At 70.7% G+C, this 21,039-nt stretch carries 24 protein-coding genes; 16 read left to right on the top strand and 8 right to left on the bottom strand.

Features of this window, described 5'->3' with window-relative positions; translation table 11 throughout:
- Window positions 1-73: 73 nt before the first annotated feature.
- Window positions 74-430 (top strand): hypothetical protein, encoded by a 357-nt coding sequence (locus tag ACIQ7M_RS11595; RefSeq protein ID WP_355764198.1) that lies wholly within the window; start codon window positions 74-76, stop codon window positions 428-430.
- Between the two features lie 127 nt (window positions 431-557).
- Window positions 558-1,664, top strand: a complete 1,107-nt coding sequence (locus ACIQ7M_RS11590) for an amidohydrolase family protein (protein ID WP_355764195.1) — start codon at window positions 558-560, stop codon at window positions 1,662-1,664.
- Window positions 1,665-1,716: 52 nt separating this feature from the next.
- On the opposite strand, the gene ACIQ7M_RS11585 is transcribed toward ACIQ7M_RS11590, so the two are convergent.
- The 4 genes from ACIQ7M_RS11585 to ACIQ7M_RS11570 all read right to left on the bottom strand — a co-directional run bounded on the left by ACIQ7M_RS11585 (window position 1,717) and on the right by ACIQ7M_RS11570 (window position 5,390).
- The gene (locus ACIQ7M_RS11585; protein ID WP_403642558.1) at window positions 1,717-2,724 is read right to left on the bottom strand and encodes a heme A synthase; all 1,008 of its coding nucleotides are present in this window, start codon (window positions 2,722-2,724) and stop codon (window positions 1,717-1,719) included.
- Between the two features lie 76 nt (window positions 2,725-2,800).
- On the bottom strand, window positions 2,801-3,616 hold the full coding sequence (locus ACIQ7M_RS11580) for an ABC transporter permease (protein ID WP_403642555.1): 816 nt from the start codon (window positions 3,614-3,616) through the stop codon (window positions 2,801-2,803).
- Window positions 3,613-4,536, bottom strand: coding sequence for an ABC transporter ATP-binding protein (locus ACIQ7M_RS11575; RefSeq protein ID WP_403642552.1), 924 nt, complete (start codon window positions 4,534-4,536; stop codon window positions 3,613-3,615). The genes ACIQ7M_RS11580 and ACIQ7M_RS11575 overlap by 4 nt, the downstream gene beginning before the upstream one ends.
- 11 nt (window positions 4,537-4,547) lie before the next feature.
- Entirely contained in the window at window positions 4,548-5,390 is an 843-nt protein-coding gene (locus ACIQ7M_RS11570; protein WP_355764183.1) for an AAC(3) family N-acetyltransferase, read from the bottom strand.
- A gap of 161 nt (window positions 5,391-5,551) precedes the next feature.
- On the opposite strand from ACIQ7M_RS11570, the gene ACIQ7M_RS11565 reads away from it, so the two are divergent.
- The 8 genes from ACIQ7M_RS11565 to ACIQ7M_RS11530 all read left to right on the top strand — a co-directional run bounded on the left by ACIQ7M_RS11565 (window position 5,552) and on the right by ACIQ7M_RS11530 (window position 12,211).
- A complete protein-coding gene (locus tag ACIQ7M_RS11565; RefSeq protein ID WP_403642548.1) occupies window positions 5,552-6,295 on the top strand; it encodes a helix-turn-helix transcriptional regulator in 744 nt (247 codons plus the stop codon).
- The gene (sufB, locus tag ACIQ7M_RS11560; protein ID WP_355764177.1) at window positions 6,292-7,716 is read left to right on the top strand and encodes a Fe-S cluster assembly protein SufB; all 1,425 of its coding nucleotides are present in this window, start codon (window positions 6,292-6,294) and stop codon (window positions 7,714-7,716) included. Before ACIQ7M_RS11565 ends, sufB begins: the two co-directional genes overlap by 4 nt.
- 62 nt (window positions 7,717-7,778) lie before the next feature.
- Window positions 7,779-8,960, top strand: coding sequence for a Fe-S cluster assembly protein SufD (gene sufD, locus ACIQ7M_RS11555; RefSeq protein ID WP_355764174.1), 1,182 nt, complete (start codon window positions 7,779-7,781; stop codon window positions 8,958-8,960).
- A complete protein-coding gene (locus tag ACIQ7M_RS11550) occupies window positions 8,960-9,283 on the top strand; it encodes a bifunctional 3-phenylpropionate/cinnamic acid dioxygenase ferredoxin subunit (RefSeq protein ID WP_261703358.1) in 324 nt (107 codons plus the stop codon). Before sufD ends, ACIQ7M_RS11550 begins: the two co-directional genes overlap by 1 nt.
- Window positions 9,284-9,290: 7 nt before the next feature.
- Window positions 9,291-10,064 (top strand): Fe-S cluster assembly ATPase SufC, encoded by a 774-nt coding sequence (gene sufC, locus ACIQ7M_RS11545; RefSeq protein WP_355764171.1) that lies wholly within the window; start codon window positions 9,291-9,293, stop codon window positions 10,062-10,064.
- Window positions 10,061-11,317, top strand: a complete 1,257-nt coding sequence (locus ACIQ7M_RS11540) for a cysteine desulfurase (RefSeq protein WP_355764168.1) — start codon at window positions 10,061-10,063, stop codon at window positions 11,315-11,317. Before sufC ends, ACIQ7M_RS11540 begins: the two co-directional genes overlap by 4 nt.
- Window positions 11,318-11,333: 16 nt before the next feature.
- Window positions 11,334-11,798 carry a Fe-S cluster assembly sulfur transfer protein SufU gene (gene sufU, locus ACIQ7M_RS11535; protein WP_151470345.1) on the top strand — a complete coding sequence of 155 codons (465 nt, stop codon included), beginning with the start codon at window positions 11,334-11,336 and terminating at the stop codon, window positions 11,796-11,798.
- Between the two features lie 92 nt (window positions 11,799-11,890).
- Window positions 11,891-12,211 carry a metal-sulfur cluster assembly factor gene (locus ACIQ7M_RS11530; protein WP_339135400.1) on the top strand — a complete coding sequence of 107 codons (321 nt, stop codon included), beginning with the start codon at window positions 11,891-11,893 and terminating at the stop codon, window positions 12,209-12,211.
- Between the two features lie 122 nt (window positions 12,212-12,333).
- Here ACIQ7M_RS11530 and ACIQ7M_RS11525 read toward each other — a convergent pair whose 3' ends face one another.
- A complete protein-coding gene (locus ACIQ7M_RS11525) occupies window positions 12,334-13,290 on the bottom strand; it encodes an AbfB domain-containing protein (RefSeq protein ID WP_403642541.1) in 957 nt (318 codons plus the stop codon).
- A 367-nt stretch (window positions 13,291-13,657) separates the two neighbouring features.
- Between ACIQ7M_RS11525 and ACIQ7M_RS11520 the strand changes: the two genes are divergently transcribed.
- The gene (locus ACIQ7M_RS11520) at window positions 13,658-14,023 is read left to right on the top strand and encodes a VOC family protein (RefSeq protein WP_355764162.1); all 366 of its coding nucleotides are present in this window, start codon (window positions 13,658-13,660) and stop codon (window positions 14,021-14,023) included.
- On the opposite strand, the gene ACIQ7M_RS11515 is transcribed toward ACIQ7M_RS11520, so the two are convergent.
- The gene (locus ACIQ7M_RS11515; RefSeq protein ID WP_403642537.1) at window positions 14,012-15,136 is read right to left on the bottom strand and encodes a hypothetical protein; all 1,125 of its coding nucleotides are present in this window, start codon (window positions 15,134-15,136) and stop codon (window positions 14,012-14,014) included. The two genes, ACIQ7M_RS11520 and ACIQ7M_RS11515, sit on opposite strands and share 12 nt — an antisense overlap.
- A 182-nt stretch (window positions 15,137-15,318) precedes the next feature.
- On the opposite strand from ACIQ7M_RS11515, the gene ACIQ7M_RS11510 reads away from it, so the two are divergent.
- The 3 genes from ACIQ7M_RS11510 to dapD all read left to right on the top strand — a co-directional run bounded on the left by ACIQ7M_RS11510 (window position 15,319) and on the right by dapD (window position 17,318).
- A complete protein-coding gene (locus ACIQ7M_RS11510) occupies window positions 15,319-15,639 on the top strand; it encodes a multidrug efflux SMR transporter (protein ID WP_355764156.1) in 321 nt (106 codons plus the stop codon).
- Between the two features lie 34 nt (window positions 15,640-15,673).
- Complete coding sequence (locus ACIQ7M_RS11505; RefSeq protein ID WP_403642534.1) at window positions 15,674-16,243, top strand: TetR/AcrR family transcriptional regulator; 570 nt, start codon at window positions 15,674-15,676, stop codon at window positions 16,241-16,243.
- A gap of 73 nt (window positions 16,244-16,316) precedes the next feature.
- Complete coding sequence (gene dapD / locus ACIQ7M_RS11500) at window positions 16,317-17,318, top strand: 2,3,4,5-tetrahydropyridine-2,6-dicarboxylate N-succinyltransferase (protein ID WP_403642531.1); 1,002 nt, start codon at window positions 16,317-16,319, stop codon at window positions 17,316-17,318.
- Between the two features lie 82 nt (window positions 17,319-17,400).
- Here dapD and ACIQ7M_RS11495 read toward each other — a convergent pair whose 3' ends face one another.
- The gene (locus ACIQ7M_RS11495) at window positions 17,401-17,913 is read right to left on the bottom strand and encodes an HAD domain-containing protein (protein WP_403642528.1); all 513 of its coding nucleotides are present in this window, start codon (window positions 17,911-17,913) and stop codon (window positions 17,401-17,403) included.
- Between the two features lie 137 nt (window positions 17,914-18,050).
- On the opposite strand from ACIQ7M_RS11495, the gene ACIQ7M_RS11490 reads away from it, so the two are divergent.
- Window positions 18,051-18,620 (top strand): SigE family RNA polymerase sigma factor, encoded by a 570-nt coding sequence (locus ACIQ7M_RS11490; RefSeq protein ID WP_403642525.1) that lies wholly within the window; start codon window positions 18,051-18,053, stop codon window positions 18,618-18,620.
- Window positions 18,617-19,855: a WD40 repeat domain-containing protein gene (locus ACIQ7M_RS11485; RefSeq protein ID WP_403642522.1), complete on the top strand. Its 1,239-nt coding sequence runs from the start codon at window positions 18,617-18,619 to the stop codon at window positions 19,853-19,855. Before ACIQ7M_RS11490 ends, ACIQ7M_RS11485 begins: the two co-directional genes overlap by 4 nt.
- A 115-nt stretch (window positions 19,856-19,970) precedes the next feature.
- On the opposite strand, the gene dapA is transcribed toward ACIQ7M_RS11485, so the two are convergent.
- On the bottom strand, window positions 19,971-20,954 hold the full coding sequence (gene dapA / locus ACIQ7M_RS11480; protein WP_403642519.1) for a 4-hydroxy-tetrahydrodipicolinate synthase: 984 nt from the start codon (window positions 20,952-20,954) through the stop codon (window positions 19,971-19,973).
- Window positions 20,955-21,039 lie beyond the last annotated feature (85 nt).

Here is a 21,039-nt window from a genome sequence, read left to right as displayed (position 1 = left end):
AGGAGGGGTGCGTGGTCAAGGCCACGCACCCCTCCCGTCGCCGTTCGATCTACCCGTCGGTAGCATCCTGGCCATGGCAGACACCCAGCAGATCGACGAGACCCCCGGCACCGTCCAGGACCCCAAGGCCGAACGCGCCGCCGCGAAGCTCGCGCAGCGCATCACCGCCTTCTCCAAGGCGCACGGCGGGGTCGAGGCCCAGGTCGCGTACATCGGGGAGCGCGGCGCCCGTATCGTCCTCGTCGGCGAGGACGGCGGCTGGGGCGACCTCGTGGCGACGAGCTACGAGATCGCCGAGAAGGCCGTGGAGAAGGCCGGCGTCACCGTCCACGAGGCGTTCGACGGCGAGTTCGCGGCCAAGGTCAAGACGGGTCCGTACGAGTGGAAGCGCATGGCCGGCATCCAGCTCGGCGGTCGGGCCAACGACTGACACGTCACCCGTCGCACGGACGGCCGACAATCGTCGGCTGTTCGCACGGGGTGTGCGCGGCCATCACCTGACACCCGGCTCAGCCGTTAGGACCTGAGAAGCCACGGTCCATTCGCGGGGAGTCCGGATGATCGAAACGCCGTCCCTGGTGGACCAGTACTGCCACGGCGTACTGCGGACGGAGCTGGGCCTCGGCACGTTCGAGGCCCACCTCGCCAGGACCGAGGGGCCGCCGGCCGCCGGCACCACCTTCTTCGACACCCAGACCGGCTTCGCCGTACGACGCTGGTGCCCGCCCCTGCTCGGACTCGAACCGCACTGCACGCCCGCCCAGTATCTGGCCCGGCGCCGCGAGCTCGGTGTCCTGGAGACGGGCCGGAGACTGCTGCGCGGCAGCGGCATCACCACGTATCTCGTCGACACCGGGCTGCCCGGCGATCTGACCGGGCCGGGCGAGATGGCCTCCACGGGAGCCGCCAGGGCGCACGAGATCGTCCGTCTGGAGCTCCTCGCCGAACAGGTCGCCGACACCTCGGGAACCGTCGAGGCCTTTCTCGCCAATCTCGCCGAATCCATCCACGGGGCCGCCGCGACCGCCGTGGCCTTCACCTCCGTGGCGGGCGTGCGGCACGGTCTGGCCCTCGCGCCCGAACCGCCCGGACCCGGTGAGGTACGCGGCGCCGCGGGCCGCTGGCTCGCCGGCCGGCGGGTGGGCGGCATGCTCACCGACCCCGTCCTGCTCCGCCATCTGCTGTGGATCGCGGTCGCCTCGGGCCTGCCGCTGCAACTGCACGCCGGGCTCGGAGACCCGGGACAGCGCATCGACCGCACCGACCCCGTGCTGCTCACCGACTTCGCCCGCGCCACGGCCGGCCTCGGCACCGATCTGATCCTGCTGCACGGCTATCCGTACCAGCGGCACGCGGCCCACCTGGCGGGGGTCTTCCCGCACGTCTACGCCGACCTGGGCGCCGCCCTGGTGCGCACCGGCGCCCGGTCGGCCGCCGTCCTCGCCGAGATCCTGGAGCTGGCCCCCTTCGGGAAGCTCCTCTTCTCCAGCGGGGCGCAGGGCCTTCCCGAACTCCATGTGATCGGAGCACATCTCTTCCGCGAGGCGCTGGCACGGGTGCTCGGCACCTGGGTCGCCGAAGGGGCCTGGTCACTGGCCGACGCCCAGCGCGTCGCGGCCCTGATCGCGGCGGGCAACGCACGGCGGGTGTACGGGCTGGAGTGAGCGCCCTGGGGCGGGAGTGGCCCGGGGACGCCCGGAGACGTCCCCGGAGCGGCTACGCGCGGGTGAGGGCCGACGTGGTCGCGGGACCCGGCAGATCCGTCACGGCCTCCGGGCGCTCGCGCAGGGACAGCAGCACCCGGAGCACCCCGATCCACACCAGGCAGGAGCCGAGCATGTGCAGGGCGACCAGGGCCTCGGGCAGGTCGGTGAAGTACTGGACGTAGCCGAGGACGCCCTGGGACAGCAGGATCAGGAACAGGTCGCGGGTGCGCCGCAGAGGACCCTGGGGAGCGTCCACCGCCTTCAGGACGAACCAGAGGGCGAAGGTCAGCGTCACGACGATCCAGGCCAGCACGGCGTGCAGCTTGGCGACGTTCTCCCAGCTCACGGGGATGCGCTCGACCTCGCTGGAGTCGCCCGCGTGCGGTCCCGCACCGGTGACGACCGTGCCGACCGCGATCAGCAGGAACGCGGCGACGACCAGGAACCACACGAGCTGCTCCACCGACTTGCCGACGAGCGGACGCGGCGCCGCGTCGCCCTCGCGGGTGCGCTGCCACATGAGCGCGGCGACGGTGATCAGCGCGGTGGACAGCAGGAAGTGGGCGGCGACCGTGTACGGGTTGAGGCCGACCAGGACGACGATCCCGCCGAGGATCGCGTTGCTCATGACGATCCAGAACTGCGCCCAGCCGAGCCGGGTCAGCCCGCGCCGCCAGGGCTTCTGCGAGCGGGCCGCGATGATGGCCCAGCCGACAGCGGCGCACAGCACGTACGTCAGCATCCGGTTGCCGAACTCGATGGCGCCGTGGAAGCCCATCGCGCTCGTCGCCGTGAGCGAGTCGTCGGTGCACTTGGGCCAGGTCGGGCAGCCGAGGCCGGAGCCGGTGAGCCGCACGGCACCGCCGGTCACCACGATCACGACCGCCATGACGAGAGCGGCCAGGGCCGCGCGCTGCACCGTCCGGGAGGCCGGGGTCCAGCGTTCGGCGATGAAGGCGAGCGGGTTGCGCACCGCGCTGAGGGCGTCGGCTCGGGTCAGGTTCTGCACGCGCACCATCGTAGGGGCCCGCTTGTGCACGCTTTCACGAGGGTCGGTTCCTGGAGGGGACGATTCCGTCACTCCCGGCGGACCGTCACTCCCAGCGGAAGAACCGGCCGGCCGCGCCGAGCCCCACGACCGCCCAGACCGCCAGGATCCCCAGGTCGCCCCAGGGCATCTGGGCGCCGTGCTGGAGAACCGCGCGCAGCCCGTCCGAGAGCGCCGAGATGGGCAGCAGACCGAGCACGTCCTGGACGCCCGCGGGGAACTTGTCCAGCGGCACGATCACCCCGCCGCCGACCAGGAGCAGCAGGAAGACGAGGTTGGCGGCGGCCAGCGTCGCCTCGGCCTTGAGCGTGCCCGCCATGAGCAGCCCGAGCCCGGAGAAGGCGGCCGTGCCGAGGACCAGCAGGAGCAGCACGGCGAACGGGTTGCCGTGCGGCGACCAGCCCAGCGCGAACGCGATGGCGGTGAGCAGGACCACCTGAAGGATCTCGGTGACCAGGACCGACACCGTCTTCGCGGTCATCAGCCCCCAGCGGGGGAGCGGGGAGGCCGCCAGCCGCTTCAGGACGCCGTAGCGGCGCTCGAAGCCCGTGGCGATGGCCTGGCCGGTGAACGCCGTCGACATCACGGCCAGGGCCAGGATGCCCGGCGCCAGGAAGTCGACCGCCTTGCCCGGGCCCGTGTCGATGATGTCGGCCGAGCTGAACAGGACCAGCAGCAGCGTCGGGATCACGACCGTGAGGAGGAGCTGCTCGCCGTTGCGGAGCAGCATCCTCGTCTCCAGCGCGGCCTGCGCGCCGATCATGCGCCGCAGCGGGGCGGCACCCGGCTTCGGGCTGTACGTGCCGGCGGCGGCCACGGAAGCGGCCCCCCGCGGGTCGGCTCCCAGCTGTGCCTGGCTCATGAACGCAGCTCCTTGCCGGTCATTTCCAAGAAGACGTCTTCCAGGGTGTGGCGTTCGACGGAGATCTTCTCCGGCATCACGCCGTGCTGGGCGCACCAGGACGTCACGGTCGCCAGCAGTTGCGGATCGACCTTGCCGCCGATCCGGTAGGCCCCGGGCGTCAGCTCGGCCGCGGTGCAGTCCGCGGGCAGGGCCTTCAGCAGGGAGGCCACGTCGAGGCCCGGGCGGCCGGTGAAGCGCAGGGTGTTCTCGGCGCCCCCGCGGCACAGCTCCTCGGGGGAGCCCTGGGCGACGACCCGGCCCGCGTCGATGATCGCCACGTCGTCGGCGAGCTGCTCGGCCTCGTCCATGTGGTGCGTGGTGAGGATCACCGAGACACCGTCGGAGCGCAGGTCGCGCACCAGGTCCCAGGTCGCGTGGCGGGCCTGCGGGTCGAGGCCCGCGGTCGGCTCGTCCAGGAAGACCAGCTCGGGGCGGCCGACGACCGCCATGGCGAGCGCGAGGCGCTGCTGCTGGCCGCCCGACAGCCGCCGGTACGTCGTGCGGCCGCAGCCCTCCAGGCCGAGCCGCTCGATGAGCGCGTCCACGTCCAGGGGCTGGGCGTGCAGTTTCGCGACATGGCGGAGCATCTCGTCCGCGCGGGCGCCCGAGTAGACGCCGCCGGACTGGAGCATCACGCCGATGCGGGTGTGCAGCTCGCCGGACTGTCTCGCCGGGTCGAGGCCCAGGACGCGCACCGTGCCGGAGTCCGGCTTCCGGTATCCCTCGCAGGTCTCGACCGTGGTCGTCTTGCCCGCGCCGTTGGGTCCGAGTACGGCGGTGATGCCCGCCGCGGCCACCAGGTCGAGGCCGTCCACCGCGGTCTTCGTTCCGTACCGCTTCACCAGGGCCTGGACCTGGACCACGGGCTCGCTTCGCATGAGGAGCAAGTCTAGGGACGTCGCAGCGGTCCGGAACCGCCGGGGGCGGCGGCGGTCTCCACGGCCAGGTCCCGCGGCCGGTGCAAGGGCAGCCACCGCTCCGCGTACGCCACCGCGTCGGCCACCGGGAAGAGCCGCGCCCCGGCCGCGCCCACGGTCCCCCGTACGACGGGACGGTCCCGCTCGAAGTCGGCGCCCAGTTCCTCGAACATCTCGGAGGTGATCGACACCTCCCGCACCGTCTCCCAGCCCGTGGGGGAGGGCCTGCCGACCTCCACGACGGGCGAGGGGATGCGGTATTCCGCCAGGTGGAAGCTGGTGCACGTGTCGTAGCCCGCGCCGAGCAGCAGGACGCGGGCACCGCCGGCCTCCAACCGGGCCAGCGGGCTGTTCTCGCCGAGCCGGCAGTCGGCCGCGTGTCCGCCGACGACAGCCGCCGCGCCCGGTCCCACCGCCGCGAACGAGGTCTCCGGGTGCGCGCTGCGCAGGGCGCCGGGCCAGTTGCGGACGGTCTCGGGTATCACGCCGACCCCGCGGGAGGGGGTCACACGGGGGTCGTAGGCGGGCATGGTCGCCCGGATGGCGGGCCACCATTCCTCCGGAACCGGGGGGCGGCTCCACAGCGCCGGGTCGGAGAGGTCACCGGACTGCGTCGGGACCACCAGGGTGCCGTCCGGGCCGAGCGCGTCGAGCAGTCCCTGCACGACGGCGACGGGGCCGCCGTTGACCCAGCCGAGGGCACTGAGCGAGGAGTGCGCGAGGAGCGTTTCCCCTGGTCGTACGCCGAGCGCGCGCAGGTCCGCGGCAAGGGTGTCCCGCGTGACGAGAGGGCCGGTCGGAGGGGGTGTCGACATGGTCCCGGAGTCTCCCCGAGGGACGGTCCGCACGCCACCGAATTGATCGATCAAAGATCGTTTTCCCAGGTCATCTTAGGTATACCTAAGTGATGCAGCGCACCGCCCGCTCCGGAGGGCGCGGCTTGTCAGGCCCTGAGGAATTACGCAACAATGGTGTTGTGAAAAACGTTGGCGAGGCTCGGGAGACCCCCACGGGGGCCCCGCAGGAGGAACTCGCGACCGGTGAGCGCTCGACGCGCAACCGGGTCGTGCGCTCCATCCTGGACCACGGCCCGTCGACCGTCGCCGACCTGGCGGGCCGACTGGGCCTGACCCATGCCGCCGTGCGCCGCCATCTGGACGCGCTGGTCGCCGACGACGTCGTGGAAGCACGTGAGCAGCGGGTCTACGGAGCGCGTACGCGCGGTCGCCCCGCCAAGGTGTTCGCCCTGACCGACTGCGGCCGGGACGCCTTCGACCAGTCCTACGACAAGCTCGCCGAGGACGCCCTGCGCTGGATCGCCGAGCGCGAGGGCGGGGACGAGGCGATCCTCTCCTTCGCCCGCGCCCGGATCGCCGAGCAGGCCGGGGCGTACCGCGAGGCCATCGAGGCCGTGACCCCCGAGGAGCGCACGGAAGCCCTGGCGAAGGCCCTCAGCAGGGACGGGTACGCTGCCACGGCGCGCAGCGCGCCGGTCGGCGAGCAGCTCTGCCAGCACCACTGCCCGGTCGCGCATGTCGCCGAGCGGTTCCCGCAGCTCTGCGAGGCGGAGACGGAGTTCTTCTCCCAGCTTCTCGGCACGCATGTCCAGCGACTGGCCACCATCGCCCACGGCGACGGGGTGTGCACGACGTTCATCCCCAAGATTTCGCACGACACTCATAACGCATCCGCAAGTACCGCCGGGAGGAACCCCGCATGACGCTCCCCATCGAGGAGACCGCCCACCCTGAGCTCGAGGGTCTGGGCACGTACGAATACGGCTGGGCCGACTCCGACGTGGCCGGTGCCTCCGCCAAGCGCGGCATCAACGAGGGCGTCGTCCGCGACATCTCCGCGAAGAAGAGCGAGCCGGAGTGGATGACCAAGCTCCGTCTCAAGGGCCTGCGCCTCTTCGAGAAGAAGCCCATGCCCAACTGGGGTTCCGACCTGTCGGGCATCGACTTCGACAACATCAAGTACTTCGTCCGTTCCACGGAGAAGCAGGCGGAGTCCTGGGAGGACCTGCCCGAGGACATCAAGAACACGTACGACAAGCTCGGCATCCCCGAGGCGGAGAAGCAGCGCCTCGTCGCCGGTGTCGCGGCCCAGTACGAGTCCGAGGTCGTCTACCACCAGATCCGTGAGGACCTGGAGGAGCAGGGCGTCATCTTCCTGGACACCGACACCGCTCTCAAGCAGCACCCGGAGCTCTTCAAGGAGTACTTCGGCACGGTCATCCCGGTCGGCGACAACAAGTTCGCGTCGCTGAACACCGCGGTGTGGTCCGGCGGCTCCTTCATCTACGTGCCGAAGGGCGTGCACGTCGAGATCCCGCTCCAGGCCTACTTCCGTATCAACACGGAGAACATGGGCCAGTTCGAGCGGACGCTGATCATCGTCGACGAGGACGCCTACGTCCACTACGTCGAGGGCTGCACGGCGCCGATCTACAAGTCGGACTCCCTGCACTCCGCGGTCGTCGAGATCATCGTGAAGAAGGGCGCCCGCTGCCGTTACACGACCATCCAGAACTGGTCGAACAACGTCTACAACCTGGTCACCAAGCGCGCCGTGGCGTACGAGGGCGCGACCATGGAGTGGATCGACGGCAACATCGGCTCCAAGGTCACCATGAAGTACCCGGCCGTCTACCTGATGGGCGAGCACGCCAAGGGCGAGACCCTGTCCATCGCCTTCGCGGGCGAGGGCCAGCACCAGGACGCCGGCTCCAAGATGGTCCACATGGCGCCGAACACCTCCTCGAACATCGTGTCGAAGTCCGTGGCGCGCGGTGGCGGCCGTACGTCCTACCGCGGTCTCGTCGAGATCGGCGAGGGCGCCCACGGCTCCAAGTCGAACGTCCTGTGCGACGCGCTGCTCGTCGACACCATCTCCCGCTCGGACACGTACCCGTACGTGGACGTCCGCGAGGACGACGTGTCCATGGGCCACGAGGCGACCGTCTCCAAGGTCTCCGAGGACCAGCTCTTCTACCTGATGAGCCGTGGTCTGACCGAGTTCGAGGCGATGGCCATGATCGTGCGCGGCTTCGTCGAGCCGATCGCCAAGGAGCTGCCCATGGAGTACGCCCTCGAGCTCAACCGGCTGATCGAGCTGCAGATGGAAGGCGCGGTCGGCTGACACCCGCCCTCCGCACCAGCAGCCAGCGAATTCTGACGTAGGAAGAGAGCAGACCGACAGCCATGGCTGAGGTTCAGAACATCCCCGTGGGCTCGACCACCGCGGGCCAGATCGCGGTGGCCGCCGAGTCGACCGTCGCCACGCGCATGAGCGCGCCCCCGTCCTTCGACGTGGCGGACTTCCCGGTCCCCCACGGCCGCGAGGAGGAGTGGCGGTTCACGCCGCTGGAGCGCCTGCGCGGGCTGCACGACGGCACCGCCGTCGCGACCGGCGAAGGCGTGCGGATCGACGTGACGGCCCCCGAGGGCGTCACCGTCGAGACGGTCGCCCGTGACGACGCCCGGATCGGAAAGGCCGGCACCCCCGTGGACCGCGTCGCCGCCCAGGCGTACTCGGCCTTCGAGAAGGCCGGTGTCGTCACCGTCCCCAAGGAGACGGTGCTCACCGAGCCCATCCGGATCGCCGTGCACGGCGAGGGCGGCGTCGCCTACGGCCACCAGGTCATCGAGCTCGGGGCCTTCGCCGAGGCCGTCGTCGTCATCGACCACACCGGTGACGCGGTCCTCGCCGCCAACGTCGACTACGTCCTCGGCGACGGCGCCAAGCTGACCGTCGTCTCCGTCCAGGACTGGGACGACACGGCCGTCCACGTCGGCCAGCACAACGCGCTGATCGGCCGCGACGCCACGTTCAAGTCGTTCGTGGTCACCTTCGGCGGCGACGTCGTACGCCTGCACCCGCGCATCGCCTACGCGGGCACCGGCGGCGAGGCCGAGCTGTTCGGCCTGTACTTCACGGACGCCGGCCAGCACCAGGAGCACCGCCTCCTGGTCGACCACAACACCCCGCACTGCAAGTCCAACGTCATGTACAAGGGCGCGCTGCAGGGCGAGGGGGCGCACGCCGTCTGGATCGGCGACGTCCTCATCGAGGCCAAGGCCGAGGGCACGGACACCTACGAGATGAACCGCAACCTGGTTCTGACCGACGGTGCCCGCGTCGACTCCGTGCCGAACCTGGAGATCGAGACCGGTGAGATCGTCGGCGCCGGCCACGCCTCCGCGACCGGCCGCTTCGACGACGAGCAGCTCTTCTACCTGATGGCCCGCGGCATCCCCGCCGACGAGGCCCGCCGTCTGGTGGTCCGCGGCTTCTTCGCCGAACTGGTCCAGCAGATCGGTGTCGACGACATCGAAGAGCGCCTTCTCGTGAAGATCGACGAGGAGCTGGAGGCGTCGCTCTGATGCCCGGCACCTTCGTGCGCGTCTGTGGGCTGAGCGAGCTGGAGGAGAACACCCCCAAGCGGGTGGAACTCGACGGCACGCCGGTCTCGGTCGTGAAGACCGAGGGGGAGGTGTTCGCGATCAACGACATCTGCTCGCACGCGAACGTCTCGCTCTCCGAGGGCGAGGTGGAGGACTGTCAGATCGAATGCTGGCTGCACGGCTCCGCGTTCGACCTCCGCACCGGCAAGCCGTCCGGCCTTCCCGCGACGCGCCCCGTCCCCGTATACCCCGTTCAGATCGAAGGGGACGACGTGCTCGTCTCCCTCAACCAGGAGTCCTGAGGCACCCATGGCAACGCTTGAAATCCACGACCTGCACGTCACCGTCGAGGCCGACAACGCCACGAAGGAGATCCTCAAGGGCGTCGACCTGACCGTGAAGCAGGGCGAGACGCACGCCATCATGGGCCCCAACGGCTCCGGCAAGTCGACCCTCGCCTACTCGCTCGCGGGCCACCCCAAGTACACGATCACCGGCGGCACCGTCACCCTCGACGGCGAGGACGTCCTGGAGATGTCCGTCGACGAGCGTGCCCGCGCGGGTCTGTTCCTCGCGATGCAGTACCCCGTCGAGATCCCCGGCGTCTCGGTCTCCAACTTCCTGCGCACCTCCGCCACCGCCGTCCGCGGCGAGGCCCCCAAGCTGCGCACGTGGGTGAAGGAGGTCAAGGAGACCATGGAGCGCCTCTCCATGGACCCCTCCTTCGCCGAGCGCAACGTCAACGAGGGCTTCTCCGGCGGTGAGAAGAAGCGCCACGAGATCCTTCAGCTCGAACTGCTCAAGCCGAAGATCGCGGTCCTCGACGAGACCGACTCCGGCCTGGACGTCGACGCCCTGCGCATCGTCTCCGAGGGCGTCAACCGCGTCCGCGAGACCGGCGAGGTGGGCACGCTGCTCATCACGCACTACACGCGCATCCTGCGCTACATCAAGCCCGACTTCGTCCACGTCTTCTCCGGCGGCCGCATCGTCGAGTCCGGCGGCGCCGAGCTCGCGGACAAGCTGGAGAACGAGGGCTACGAGTCGTACGCAGTCGACACGAAGGGTGGCGTATCCGCGTGACGCAGCTGCCGGGCCTCCTCGACACCGAGGCGATCCGCAAGGACTTCCCCATCCTGGACCGCCAGATCCACGACGGTAAGAAGCTGGTGTACCTGGACAACGCGGCGACCTCGCAGAAGCCGCGCCAGGTCCTGGACGCCCTGAACGAGTACTACGAGCGCTACAACGCCAACGTCCACCGCGGTGTGCATGTGCTCGCCGAGGAGGCCACGGCGCTGTACGAGGGCGCGCGCGACAAGGTCGCCGCGTTCATCAACGCGCCGAGCCGCGACGAGGTGATCTTCACCAAGAACGCCTCCGAGTCGCTCAACCTCGTGGCCAACATGCTGGGCTGGGCCGACGAGCCCTACCGGGTGGACCACGAGACCGAGATCGTCATCACGGAGATGGAGCACCACTCCAACATCGTTCCGTGGCAGCTGCTCTCGCAGCGCACCGGCGCGAAGCTGAAGTGGTTCGGCCTCACCGACGACGGCCGTCTCGACCTGTCGAACATCGACGAGATCATCACGGAGAAGACGAAGATCGTCTCCTTCGTGCTGGTGTCGAACATCCTGGGCACCGTGAACCCGGTCGAGGCGATAGTGCGCCGCGCCCAGGAGGTCGGCGCCCTGGTCCTGATCGACGCGTCGCAGGCCGCGCCGCACATGCCGCTCGACGTCCAGGCCCTCCAGGCCGACTTCGTGGCCTTCACCGGTCACAAGATGTGCGGTCCGACGGGTATCGGCGTCCTGTGGGGCCGCCAGGAACTCCTGGAGGACCTCCCGCCGTTCCTCGGCGGCGGCGAGATGATCGAGACCGTGTCGATGCACTCGTCGACCTACGCGCCGGCGCCGCACAAGTTCGAGGCGGGCACCCCGCCGATCGCCCAGGCGGTCGGCCTCGGCGCGGCGATCGACTACCTGTCCTCGATCGGCATGGACAAGATCCTCGCCCACGAGCACGCGCTCACCGAGTACGCGGTGAAGCGGCTCACGGAGGTCCCCGACCTGAGGATCATCGGCCCCACCACGGCCGAGGACCGCGGCGCGGCGATCTCGTTCACACTGGGCGACATCCACCCGCACGACGTGGGCCAGGTTCTCGACGAGCAGGGCATCGCGGTCCGGGTCGGGCATCACTGCGCCCGTCCGGTCTGCCTGCGCTACGGAATTCCTGCGACCACGCGGGCGTCGTTCTATCTGTACTCCACGCCGTCCGAGATCGACGCTCTGGTCGACGGCCTGGAGCACGTACGGAACTTCTTCGGCTGAGGGGCTGGCTGGGAACGTGAAGCTGGATTCGATGTACCAGGAAGTCATCCTGGACCACTACAAGCACCCGCACGGGCGCGGTCTCCGGGACGGCGACGCCGAGGTGCACCACGTCAATCCCACGTGCGGTGACGAGATCACCCTGCGGGTGAAGTACGACGGCGAGCGTATCGAGGACATCTCGTACGAGGGCCAGGGCTGCTCGATCAGCCAGGCCTCGGCCTCCGTACTGAACGACCTCCTGGTCGGCAAGGACGTGTCCGACGCGCAGAAGATCCAGGAGACCTTCCTGGAACTGATGCAGTCCAAGGGCCGGATCGAGCCCGACGACGCGATGGAGGAGGTGCTGGAGGACGCGGTCGCGTTCGCCGGTGTCTCCAAGTACCCGGCCCGGGTCAAGTGCGCCCTCCTCAGCTGGATGGCGTGGAAGGACGCGACGGCCCAGGCTCTGGGCGAGAGCGCCGAGAGGAAGACGGCATGAGCGAGAACACAGTGACATCGGACGAGACCGTCGTGACGTCGGACGAGTCCGCGGTCGCGCCGGCCGAGGCCGCCGCGGCACCGGCCGAGGGCCTGACGACGAAGCCCGCCTCGGAGGAAGAGGTCCGCGAGGCGCTCTACGACGTCGTCGACCCCGAGCTGGGCATCGACGTGGTCAACCTCGGCCTCATCTATGGCATCCACATCGACGACGCGAACATCGCGACGATCGACATGACCCTGACGTCCGCGGCCTGCCCGCTCACCGACGTCATCGAGGACCAGGCCAAGTCCGCCACGGACGGCCTCGTCAACGAGCTGCGCATCAACTGGGTCTGGATGCCGCCGTGGGGCCCGGACAAGATCACGGACGACGGCCGCGAGCAGCTTCGCGCGCTCGGCTTCAACGTCTGATCTCCGCGTTTCGGGGCCTCGTCCCCTGAGCACCTCGTACGGGGCGGCACCTTCGGGTGCCGCCCCGTCGCGTTTTCCGGGTCGGAGTCCTGGGCCCGGGGCCGGCCCCACCGGCGTCGGACTCAGGCCCAGCCCTGTACCAGGCGGAACGCCGAGTCCTCCCCGTAGAGCCTGTCGCGCTCGTAACGCCCGAGGACGAGCTGGAAGTTGCGGTGGCGCAGGAAACGGCCCGGGTAGTTGACCGCCTCCAGCATGACGGCGCCCGAGCGGGAGGCGGCCCGGGGGCAGAACGTGGCGTCCTCCCGGAAGAGGGCGGAGCCGTCGTCGCGGTCGGCGCGCAGGACGAAGTCGCGGTGGCGCAGGTAGGAGCCGTCGACGGTGGCGAAGGAGTAGCAGGAGGACTTCGCCAGCCCGGCGACCACCTTGAAGCTGGCGGCGCGCCGGGTCGCGGCCGAGCTGCCCGAACCCACCGGGTCGAGACGGACCTGACCATCGCTCAGATGCCAGTACCGGTCCGGGTAGTTGACCGCCTGGACGGACTTCAGTCCCGAGGCCGGGCGGGGTGCGGAAGCGGTGCCGGACGCGCCGGGCGCCTTTCCGGTGCCGGGCGAGCCTTCGGAACCCTGGTCCGAAGGTCCCGGCGACACGGAGTCGCGCGACGCGGAGTCCGGTGAGGCCGAGCGTGAAGTCCCCGCCGACGACAGCGCGTTCTTGCCCGCCGGGGCGGTGGTCGTCCCCGCGGGAGCCGGGGCGCCGGGAAGGAAGGGGTTCGTCGTGTCGGACGCGGTCCTGTTCTCCGCCCCGTTCGACGAGGCGTCGGAGGACCTCGCCTGTACGGAGACCATGGCTGTGGCGGCGATGGTGACGGCCAGCGCGAGCCCGGCGGCCAGCCACAGCCGGCGCGCTCCCGGCAGCTTCTCCTCGGCCCCCGCCCGGACCGCCTCCCAGGGTGCCGGGGGTACGGGCACGAGGTCGGCCGACCCCGGGTAGGGCGCGCCGCGCGGGGTGGGGCGCCAGGGCACGATCTCCCTGGAGGGGACGGACCCGTCGGGACCGGATCCGGGCGTCACTTCAGGCATGCGCGTTCCTAGAGGGGGAGGGCGAGCGCGTGAGGGGCGAAGCGAGGGTGAGTGGGCGGAGCGAGGACGGGGAGGGTGCGGCACACGGAGCGGGGCGGCCATGGAGACCCGGTGTGCGGCTGGTGAAACAGTAGTGGAACCGGTGACTGCCGAGCAGTCGATTCCGGCGGCGATGCAGGTATTTACGTGCGGCTCTTTTCGGGCAATCGCCCACAGAGGCTGGGGAGTTGGGCGCGGGTGGGTACGCGTCCGCGCGAGGGCCGGCGGCCGGTTGCGTGACAGGGGCCCCGAGGGAGGTGGCCGGCCGGGGTGCCGGCGCCGGTGTGCCTGCCGGCCGGGCCCTCGTCGCCGGGGGAGACTGCCGTTCATGGCTGTCTCCCTGTACCAACTGGTCGTCGACGCCCACGACCTGCCGGCGCTCGCCCGTTTCTGGTGCCAAGTCCTCGACTGGCGCGTGCTGTTCGAGGAGGACGACGAGATCGTCATCGGCTCCGACCCGCACGCGCTCCCGGGAATCTGCTTCGTACCCGTCGGCGAGCGCAAGACCGTCAAGAACCGGCTGCACATCGATCTCACACCGGACGACCGGGCCGCCGAGGTCGAGCGCATCCTCGCCCTCGGGGCACGCCGGGTCGACGTGGGGCAGGGCGAGGACGTCACCTGGACTGTCCTCGCCGACCCCGAGGGCAACGAGTTCTGCGTGCTGCGGCCGAAGAAGTCGCTACTCGACTGACCCCGGCGTCCCGGGTGTCCCCGGCGTCCCGGGCTCGCCGCGCGCCTCCGTGATGGCGGCCGCGCGGGCCAGCACGTCCGCCAGGCCTTCCCTCCGGATGCGCTGGTCGATGTACAGCAGGCTGCTCACCAGCGGCATGAACACCAGGGAGAAGAGCTGGACGAAGACGCCCGAGATCGTCGAGAGCACCAGGGAGCGCCCCATGTCGGGCAGCATCCGCGCGTAGATCTCGGTCACGCTCACGGGTTCGTGCGCCGACGAGAGGTCGTACGGCTGCGGTGCCGGCATCGCGATCTGGAACGGCACATTGATCACGATGGAGACGATGAGCGTGATCACGCCGCCCAGCAGCAGGATGCCGAACGTACGCCACCACGTGCCGCGGACCAGTCGCGCCGACCGGCGCATCGCCGTCACCGGGGACGCCCCCTCCAGCACGGCGGCGGCCGGGGCGAAGCTGAACCGGACGAACAGCCAGACCATCAGGGGCACCGCGACCAGCATGAGCAGAAGGAAGAGGCCGAACGACGCGGACGGATCGTTGCTCGCGGCCGCCATCAGCGCGAACAGCACGATCAGCAGGATCATCGGTATCGCCACGGTCAGGCCCAGCAGCAGTGTCACCCCGAGTACGGACGGGGTGCGTGACCAGGCACGCTTCCACACCGCGCCGACGCGGGCCCGGCGCCCGAGCACGGCGTCGTGCAGGGTCGCCGCGGACGAGGCCTGGATGAAGGAACTCGCCACCAGCGAGACCACCATGCCCACCACCCACACGGCGCCGAACGCGATCAGGACGGTGCGCAGATCGCTCCAGCCGATGGACCGGGGCGCCGCGAGCATGCGGTCGAGCCGACTCCTCGTCGAGAGGTAGGCGGCGTATTCGAGGCCCAGGGTCAGGCACGCCAGGACCACGACGCACACGAAGGTGATCCCGAACAGCGGCTTCGCGTAACGGCGCATGGTGCCGAAGGCGCCGCCGAGGATGTGGTCCACGCCGAGCGGGGCCAGCGGGATCACACCCGGCTTCGGCGGTGGCGGAGGCATCCAGCCCCAGCCGCCCGGAGGACCCCAGTAAGGCCCCGACGGCCCCCACCCAGAACTGTCCGACATGACCCTCGCGCTCCATGTGTCGTCGGGAGTCTGTTCGACTCCGGCCCCCTGGTGATCGCGAACGATATCCGCTGGGGCGCACGGTGCCCATGGCATATACGGGATCCATACACGTAAGACGGCGGACGCCGGATGCGTACACCCGTACACACCTGGCGCGTTCCATGTGTACAGTCGTACGCATGGGATACGTGCTGCTCGCCGGTGCCATCGCGGCGGAGGTCGGGGCGACGACCGCGATGAAGTACACGGAGGGCTTCAGCAGGCCGTGGCCGTCCCTGGTGACCGTCCTCGGATACGTCGTCGCCTTCGCGCTGCTGGCGCAGACCCTGAAGACCGTGTCGGTCGGCACCGCGTACGCGATCTGGGCCGGCGTCGGCACCGCCGCCATCGCCGTGATCGGCACGCTGTTCCTCGGCGAGGGGCTCACGGCCGCGAAGGCCGGCGGGATCGTGCTGATCATCGGTGGGGTCGTGCTGCTGAACCTGGGCGGGGCGCACTGATGACCGGGGCGGGCGCGGCGGACGGCGCACGGTGATGGCGCGACGGTACGACCCCGAGCGGCGGCAGCGGATCATCGACGCGGCCATCCGCGTCGTCGGTGTCCAGGGCATCGCCGGGCTCAGCCACCGCTCCGTCGCGGCCGAGGCCGATGTGCCGCTCGGCTCCACGACGTACCACTTCAAGACCCTCGACGAACTCATGGTCGCCGCCCTGCGCCAGGCGAACGAGGGCTTCGCCAAGGTGCTCGCCGCCCGCGGCACCCTGGAGGACACCCGCGCCGACCTGGCCGTCGAACTCGCCGGACTGATCGGCGAATGGCTGGCCGGCGACCGCACCGGCGTCGAGCTGGAGTACGAGCTGTACCTCGCCGCCCTGCGCAGACCCGCGCTGCGCCCGGTGGCCGCCGAGTGGATCGACAGCCTGGTCGAACCCCTGAGCCACCGCACGGACCCCGTCACGGCACGGGCCCTCGTCGCCCTGCTGGACGGGATCTGCCTCCAGGTACTGCTGACGGGGACGTCGTACGACGAGGGGTACGCGCGGGAGGTGCTGACGCGGGTCCTGCGGAGCGGCGAGGGGGCCGGGGACGGCCCGGGGCGGTGACCGGACGCCCGCTCGGCGAGACGCCCCGCGCACCGGTTCGCCCGCGCGGCCCCCGTCAAGTTAGGTTGCACCCATGACCGACACGACTGCTTCTCGTACCACCGGCGCCGTCGCCGCCGGGCTCGCCACCCTCGCCGCCGACGGCACCGTTCTCGACACCTGGTTCCCCGCCCCCGAACTGTCCGCCGCGACTGCCGAGGGCGCCGGCCCGTCCGGCACCGAGCGGCTGTCCGCCGAGCGGGCCGTGGAACTGCTCGGCGAGGGAGCCGCGCAGGCCATCGGCCCGGACGCCCGCCGGGGCGTCGAGGTGGTCGCGGTCCGTACGGTCATCGCCTCGCTGGACGACAAGCCGCTCGACGCGCACGACGCGTACCTGCGCCTGCACCTCCTCTCGCACCGCCTGGTCAAGCCGCACGGCCAGAACCTCGACGGCGTGTTCGGGCTGCTCGCCAACGTCGCCTGGACCTCGCTCGGCCCGGTCGCCGTCGACGACGTCGAGAAGGTCCGGCTGAACGCGCGCGCCGCCGGCCTGCACCTCCAGGTGACCTCCATCGACAAGTTCCCGCGCATGACGGACTACGTCGCGCCCAAGGGCGTCCGCATCGCCGACGCCGACCGGGTCCGCCTCGGCGCGCACCTCGCCGAGGGCACGACCGTCATGCACGAGGGCTTCGTGAACTTCAACGCGGGCACGCTCGGCACCTCCATGGTCGAGGGCCGCATCTCGGCCGGTGTCGTCGTCGGCGACGGTTCGGACATCGGCGGCGGCGCGTCCACGATGGGCACCCTCTCGGGCGGCGGCAACGTCCGCATCACCATCGGCGAGCGCTGCCTCGTCGGCGCGGAGGCGGGCGTCGGCATCGCTCTCGGCGACGAGTGCGTCGTCGAGGCCGGGCTGTACGTCACCGCCGGCACGCGCGTGACGATGCCCGACGGCGAGGTCGTCAAGGCCCGTGACCTGTCCGGCGCTTCGAACATCCTGTTCCGCCGCAACTCGGTCACCGGCACGGTCGAGGCCCGCCCGAACAACGCGGTCTGGGGCGGCCTGAACGAAATCCTGCACAGCCACAACTGATCGAGGGCGGCGGGACGTGCGGTCGCCGGATTCGTGAACTTTCTGGCCTGTTGCCGAGTTGTCGGCAGCAGGCCGGTTTCGTCTAGGGCCCAGTGTCCTTCAGGCGGGACGTGAATTCCCGTAGTGCCTCGAAGTCGGGTTCGCTCAGGCCGATGCGGGGGTTCACGTGGCGCAGGAGGGCGGGGGCCGGGTGGTGGGCGGACACGAAGTGTTCGTCGGGCGGGGACTGTTCGTCGTCCACCCAGGCGAACGGGCGGCCCTCGGCGTAGGACACGATGCGTTCCGTCTTCCAGTGGACGCCGTCGGGGCGCTCGGTGAAGAGGGCGCCGGTGAAGTCGACCCAGGGAAGTTCGGGCAGGCCGATCACCGGGGCGATCCAGCGGTTGGCGGCGTCCATCCACGTGGTCGCCCAGCACAGGTCGTAGCCGAGGGCGAGGAGGGCGCGGCCGTGGCCGGGGTGGAGCCAGACCCGCAACGGCCGTCCGGGATGCAGCGCCACGCGGATCGTCGTGTACCCCGCGGGCCTGCGTTCCTTCTGGGCCGCGTACGGATTCAGCGGGCCGTCGACGTCGAGGAACAGCAGCGGTCGGCTCATCGGGTCACCGTAGAGGACGCCGGTGGCGAGGGCGGGTGTGATTTTCTCGGCTCGGAGGCATAGCGGTGAGCGGCGGCGCGCGTCACCAGGGGCACAGGGGTGGGTCACCAGGGGCCACCGGGGACGAGAAGGTGACGATGGATGCCGCAGCGGATGAGACCTTCCGGGATTTCGTGGCGAACAGGTCGTCCGCGCTGCTGAAGACAGCGGCGCTCCTCAGCGGGGGAGACCGGCACGCCGCCGAGGACCTGCTCCAGAACGCGTTGATCAAGGTGGCGGGCCGCTGGAACCGGATCGACGAACCCGAGGCGTACGTACGGCGGATCCTGTACCGGCAGCAGGTGAGCCGCTGGCGGCTGAAGTGGCCGCGACGGGAACTGAGCGTCGCCGAACCGCCCGAGACGTCCGGCCCCGCGGGCCCCGTCACGGACGCCTCGGCGGCCGCCGAACTGCGGGTCGTCATGCGCGGCGCGCTGGCCCGGCTCACCGCGCGGCAGCGCACCGTGCTCGTACTGCGCTACTTCGAGGACCTGCCCGAGGCCGAGGTGGCCCGGCTCCTCGGCTGCTCCGTCGGAACCGTGCGCTCCACGACCCATCGCTCGCTCGCCCGGCTGCGGACGCTCGCCCCCGAACTGGCCGCGCTCGGCCCGGGGAACGAGCCGCAGCCGCCGGCCCGTGACTTCTCGCCCGTGGAGGTACACCGGTGAACGTCGAAGAACTTCTGCGCGACACGTTCCGGGAGCAGGCCGAGGACGACCAGCGCACACCGCCGGGATTCGCCGACCGCGTGTTCGCCGTCCGCCGGCGCCGACGGACCCGCCGCATCGCGTCCGTCGCGGTCGCCGCGGCCGCGGTGCTCGCCGCCGTGATCGTGGTGCCGGGCCCGGACTCGGGCGGGCAGGACGTACGGCCCTCGGGCGGGGTGGACCCCAAGCCGACCGCCACGCGCCCGGCGCCCTCGGCGCACCCGGCGCAGTCACCGGTGCACTCGCTGGTCGCGGCCGGGAGAACGGCGCTGGCCGCGTACTACACCCAGAAGACCGACTGGCGGAGCGCCCACGACGGCGTCCACAGAGGCATCGCTGTGCGCACCTACTGGCTGCTCGACCCGAAGTCCGGCCACTACGAGAAGGACACCCGGTGGTCGTGGGTCGCCGTGGCACCCGGGCTGCGGACCGCCGCCGTACTGGAACGGAATCTTCCCGCACACCGGATCGGGCTGCTCGACCTCGCGAGCGGCAAGGTCGAGCGGTGGATCCCGGTCGAACACCCGGTGGGCGGGCTGGAGTTCTCGCACGACGGCACGAGGCTCGTGGCGACGACGTACAGCGCGAATCCCGACCAGCGCGTCAAGATGGACGACATGGACAGGATTCCCGTGTCCCTGAAGTCCTCCCGCACCGGCTTCTATGTCTTCGACGTGTTGTCGGGGAAGGGTTCCTGGGCCGATGTGGGCGTGCAACGGGACGACCAGGGCAACGAGATCAACCTCCGCCAGGACTTCGGGTTCTGCCGCGACGGGAGGACCGTCACGGGCCTGCAGTCGATCAACCACGGCGATCGCTTCTACGACGCGTCCGGCCGGGAGGTGAGCGCGCCCCGCGAAGAGCGGTACCGCACCTGGTTCGTCAAGGCCGGCCTGTCGCCCGACGGCACCAAGATGGCCGGGGACTTCGCGGGCGAGAAGTGGTACACGTCCTCCTGGATCCTCGACCCGCGCACCGGCAAGCACCTGACAGAGGTCCACGGCCAGCAGCTCCTCGCCTGGGCCGACGACAAGTCCCTGATCGCCTGGGACATCGCCAAGGGCGAGAAGAACGAGTTCCACAATCGGCTGGTGCTGGTCACCATCGGCAGTGACAAGGAGGTGCCGCTCAGCGGCTTCCTCAAGGGCACCGACGGTTCGGCGGGGCGTTGGGAACCCCTCTTCGCCGAGCGCTGAGGCCCGCGGATGATCCGAACGACAGGCGCTGGGCCGTGTCCGCAACGTCGCGTCGTCCGCCCGGAGGGCGTGCCCGGCGCCGCCGGGCAGGCGAGACTTCGCGGACGGACACGGCCTAGGCCACGGCGAAACCGTCCGTGACCTGAGCGAGCACCGCCCGCAGCCCGTCGGCCGTCTTCCGGTCGGCGGGTCGCAGCGGTGCCCGGACAGGGCCCGCCGGGAGCCCGAGCGAGGCCAGCAGCGCCTTCGCGGTGACGGTCCCGGGCAGCCCCGCCGCCATCATCGCCTCGATGAGCGGCATGGCCCGCCGCATCAGCCCGGCCGCCCCCGCCGTGTCGCCGCCGTTGAACGCGTCGAGCACGGCCCGCATCGGGCCCGGCACGACGTTCGCCACCGTGCTGACATACCCGGCCGCACCGATCGCGTACAGCGCGAGGATGTACTCGTCGCAGCCCGCGTAGTACGCCAACTCCGTGCGGGCCAGCACCTTTTGCGTGCCGAGCAGGTCGTACGCGCAGTCCTTCACCGCCACGATCCGCGGATGCCCCGCGAGCCGGATCATCGTCTCCGGCTCGATCCGCGTCCCGGTGCGCCCCGGGATGTCGTACAGCATGAGCGGCAGCCCCGAGGCGTCCGCGATCTCCCGGAAGTGCGCCTCGACCGCGTCCTGCGGAGGCCGGCTGTAGTACGGCGCGACCACCAACAGCCCGTCCGCTCCGGCCTTTTCGGCGTCCACGGCCAGCTCCGCGGTGTGCCGGGTGTCGGCCGTCCCGACCCCCGCCACGATGGACACGTGGTCGCCCACGGCCTCCCGCACCGCCCGTACCAGCGTGGCCTTCTCGGCGTCCGACGTGGTCGGCGACTCACCCGTCGTCCCGGAGAGCACCAACCCGTCGCAGCCCTCGCCCACCAGGAGGGCGGCGAGCCGCTGCGCGCCGTCGGTGTCCAGCGTGCCCGCCCGTGTGAACGGTGTGACCATCGCGCAGAGGGCGCGGCCGAAGGGGGGAGCGGGCCGTGCCGGGTGCGGGGCGTCCGGACGGGGCGCACAGGCCGGGGTGGGGGAGACGGCGGTCGCGGGAGCGGTCCTCGGAGTGGTCATGAACGTAGTGTCGGCCACTCCATTGTGAAGCTCCACTTAAATCTTCTAAGGGATATCGTCAACGAGTGCTACGGCGTTCAGGTGC

The organism is Streptomyces sp. NPDC096324 (assembly GCF_044763015.1).
Classification (GTDB): Bacteria; Actinomycetota; Actinomycetes; order Streptomycetales; family Streptomycetaceae; genus Streptomyces.
This window is presented reverse-complemented; position numbering and strand designations above follow the sequence as displayed.

Coding starts and splice junctions, on each gene's coding strand:
- ACIQ7M_RS11595 (WP_355764198.1), top strand. CDS start 74: ATGGCAGACACCCAGCAGATCGACGAGACCCCCGGCACCGTCCAGGAC.
- ACIQ7M_RS11590 (WP_355764195.1), top strand. CDS start 558: ATGATCGAAACGCCGTCCCTGGTGGACCAGTACTGCCACGGCGTACTG.
- ACIQ7M_RS11585 (WP_403642558.1), bottom strand. CDS start 2,724: ATGGTGCGCGTGCAGAACCTGACCCGAGCCGACGCCCTCAGCGCGGTG.
- ACIQ7M_RS11580 (WP_403642555.1), bottom strand. CDS start 3,616: ATGAGCCAGGCACAGCTGGGAGCCGACCCGCGGGGGGCCGCTTCCGTG.
- ACIQ7M_RS11575 (WP_403642552.1), bottom strand. CDS start 4,536: ATGCGAAGCGAGCCCGTGGTCCAGGTCCAGGCCCTGGTGAAGCGGTAC.
- ACIQ7M_RS11570 (WP_355764183.1), bottom strand. CDS start 5,390: ATGTCGACACCCCCTCCGACCGGCCCTCTCGTCACGCGGGACACCCTT.
- sufB (WP_355764177.1), top strand. CDS start 6,292: ATGACGCTCCCCATCGAGGAGACCGCCCACCCTGAGCTCGAGGGTCTG.
- sufD (WP_355764174.1), top strand. CDS start 7,779: ATGGCTGAGGTTCAGAACATCCCCGTGGGCTCGACCACCGCGGGCCAG.
- ACIQ7M_RS11550 (WP_261703358.1), top strand. CDS start 8,960: ATGCCCGGCACCTTCGTGCGCGTCTGTGGGCTGAGCGAGCTGGAGGAG.
- sufC (WP_355764171.1), top strand. CDS start 9,291: ATGGCAACGCTTGAAATCCACGACCTGCACGTCACCGTCGAGGCCGAC.
- ACIQ7M_RS11525 (WP_403642541.1), bottom strand. CDS start 13,290: ATGCCTGAAGTGACGCCCGGATCCGGTCCCGACGGGTCCGTCCCCTCC.
- ACIQ7M_RS11520 (WP_355764162.1), top strand. CDS start 13,658: ATGGCTGTCTCCCTGTACCAACTGGTCGTCGACGCCCACGACCTGCCG.
- ACIQ7M_RS11515 (WP_403642537.1), bottom strand. CDS start 15,136: ATGTCGGACAGTTCTGGGTGGGGGCCGTCGGGGCCTTACTGGGGTCCT.
- ACIQ7M_RS11510 (WP_355764156.1), top strand. CDS start 15,319: ATGGGATACGTGCTGCTCGCCGGTGCCATCGCGGCGGAGGTCGGGGCG.
- ACIQ7M_RS11505 (WP_403642534.1), top strand. CDS start 15,674: ATGGCGCGACGGTACGACCCCGAGCGGCGGCAGCGGATCATCGACGCG.
- dapD (WP_403642531.1), top strand. CDS start 16,317: ATGACCGACACGACTGCTTCTCGTACCACCGGCGCCGTCGCCGCCGGG.
- ACIQ7M_RS11495 (WP_403642528.1), bottom strand. CDS start 17,913: ATGAGCCGACCGCTGCTGTTCCTCGACGTCGACGGCCCGCTGAATCCG.
- ACIQ7M_RS11490 (WP_403642525.1), top strand. CDS start 18,051: ATGGATGCCGCAGCGGATGAGACCTTCCGGGATTTCGTGGCGAACAGG.
- dapA (WP_403642519.1), bottom strand. CDS start 20,954: ATGACCACTCCGAGGACCGCTCCCGCGACCGCCGTCTCCCCCACCCCG.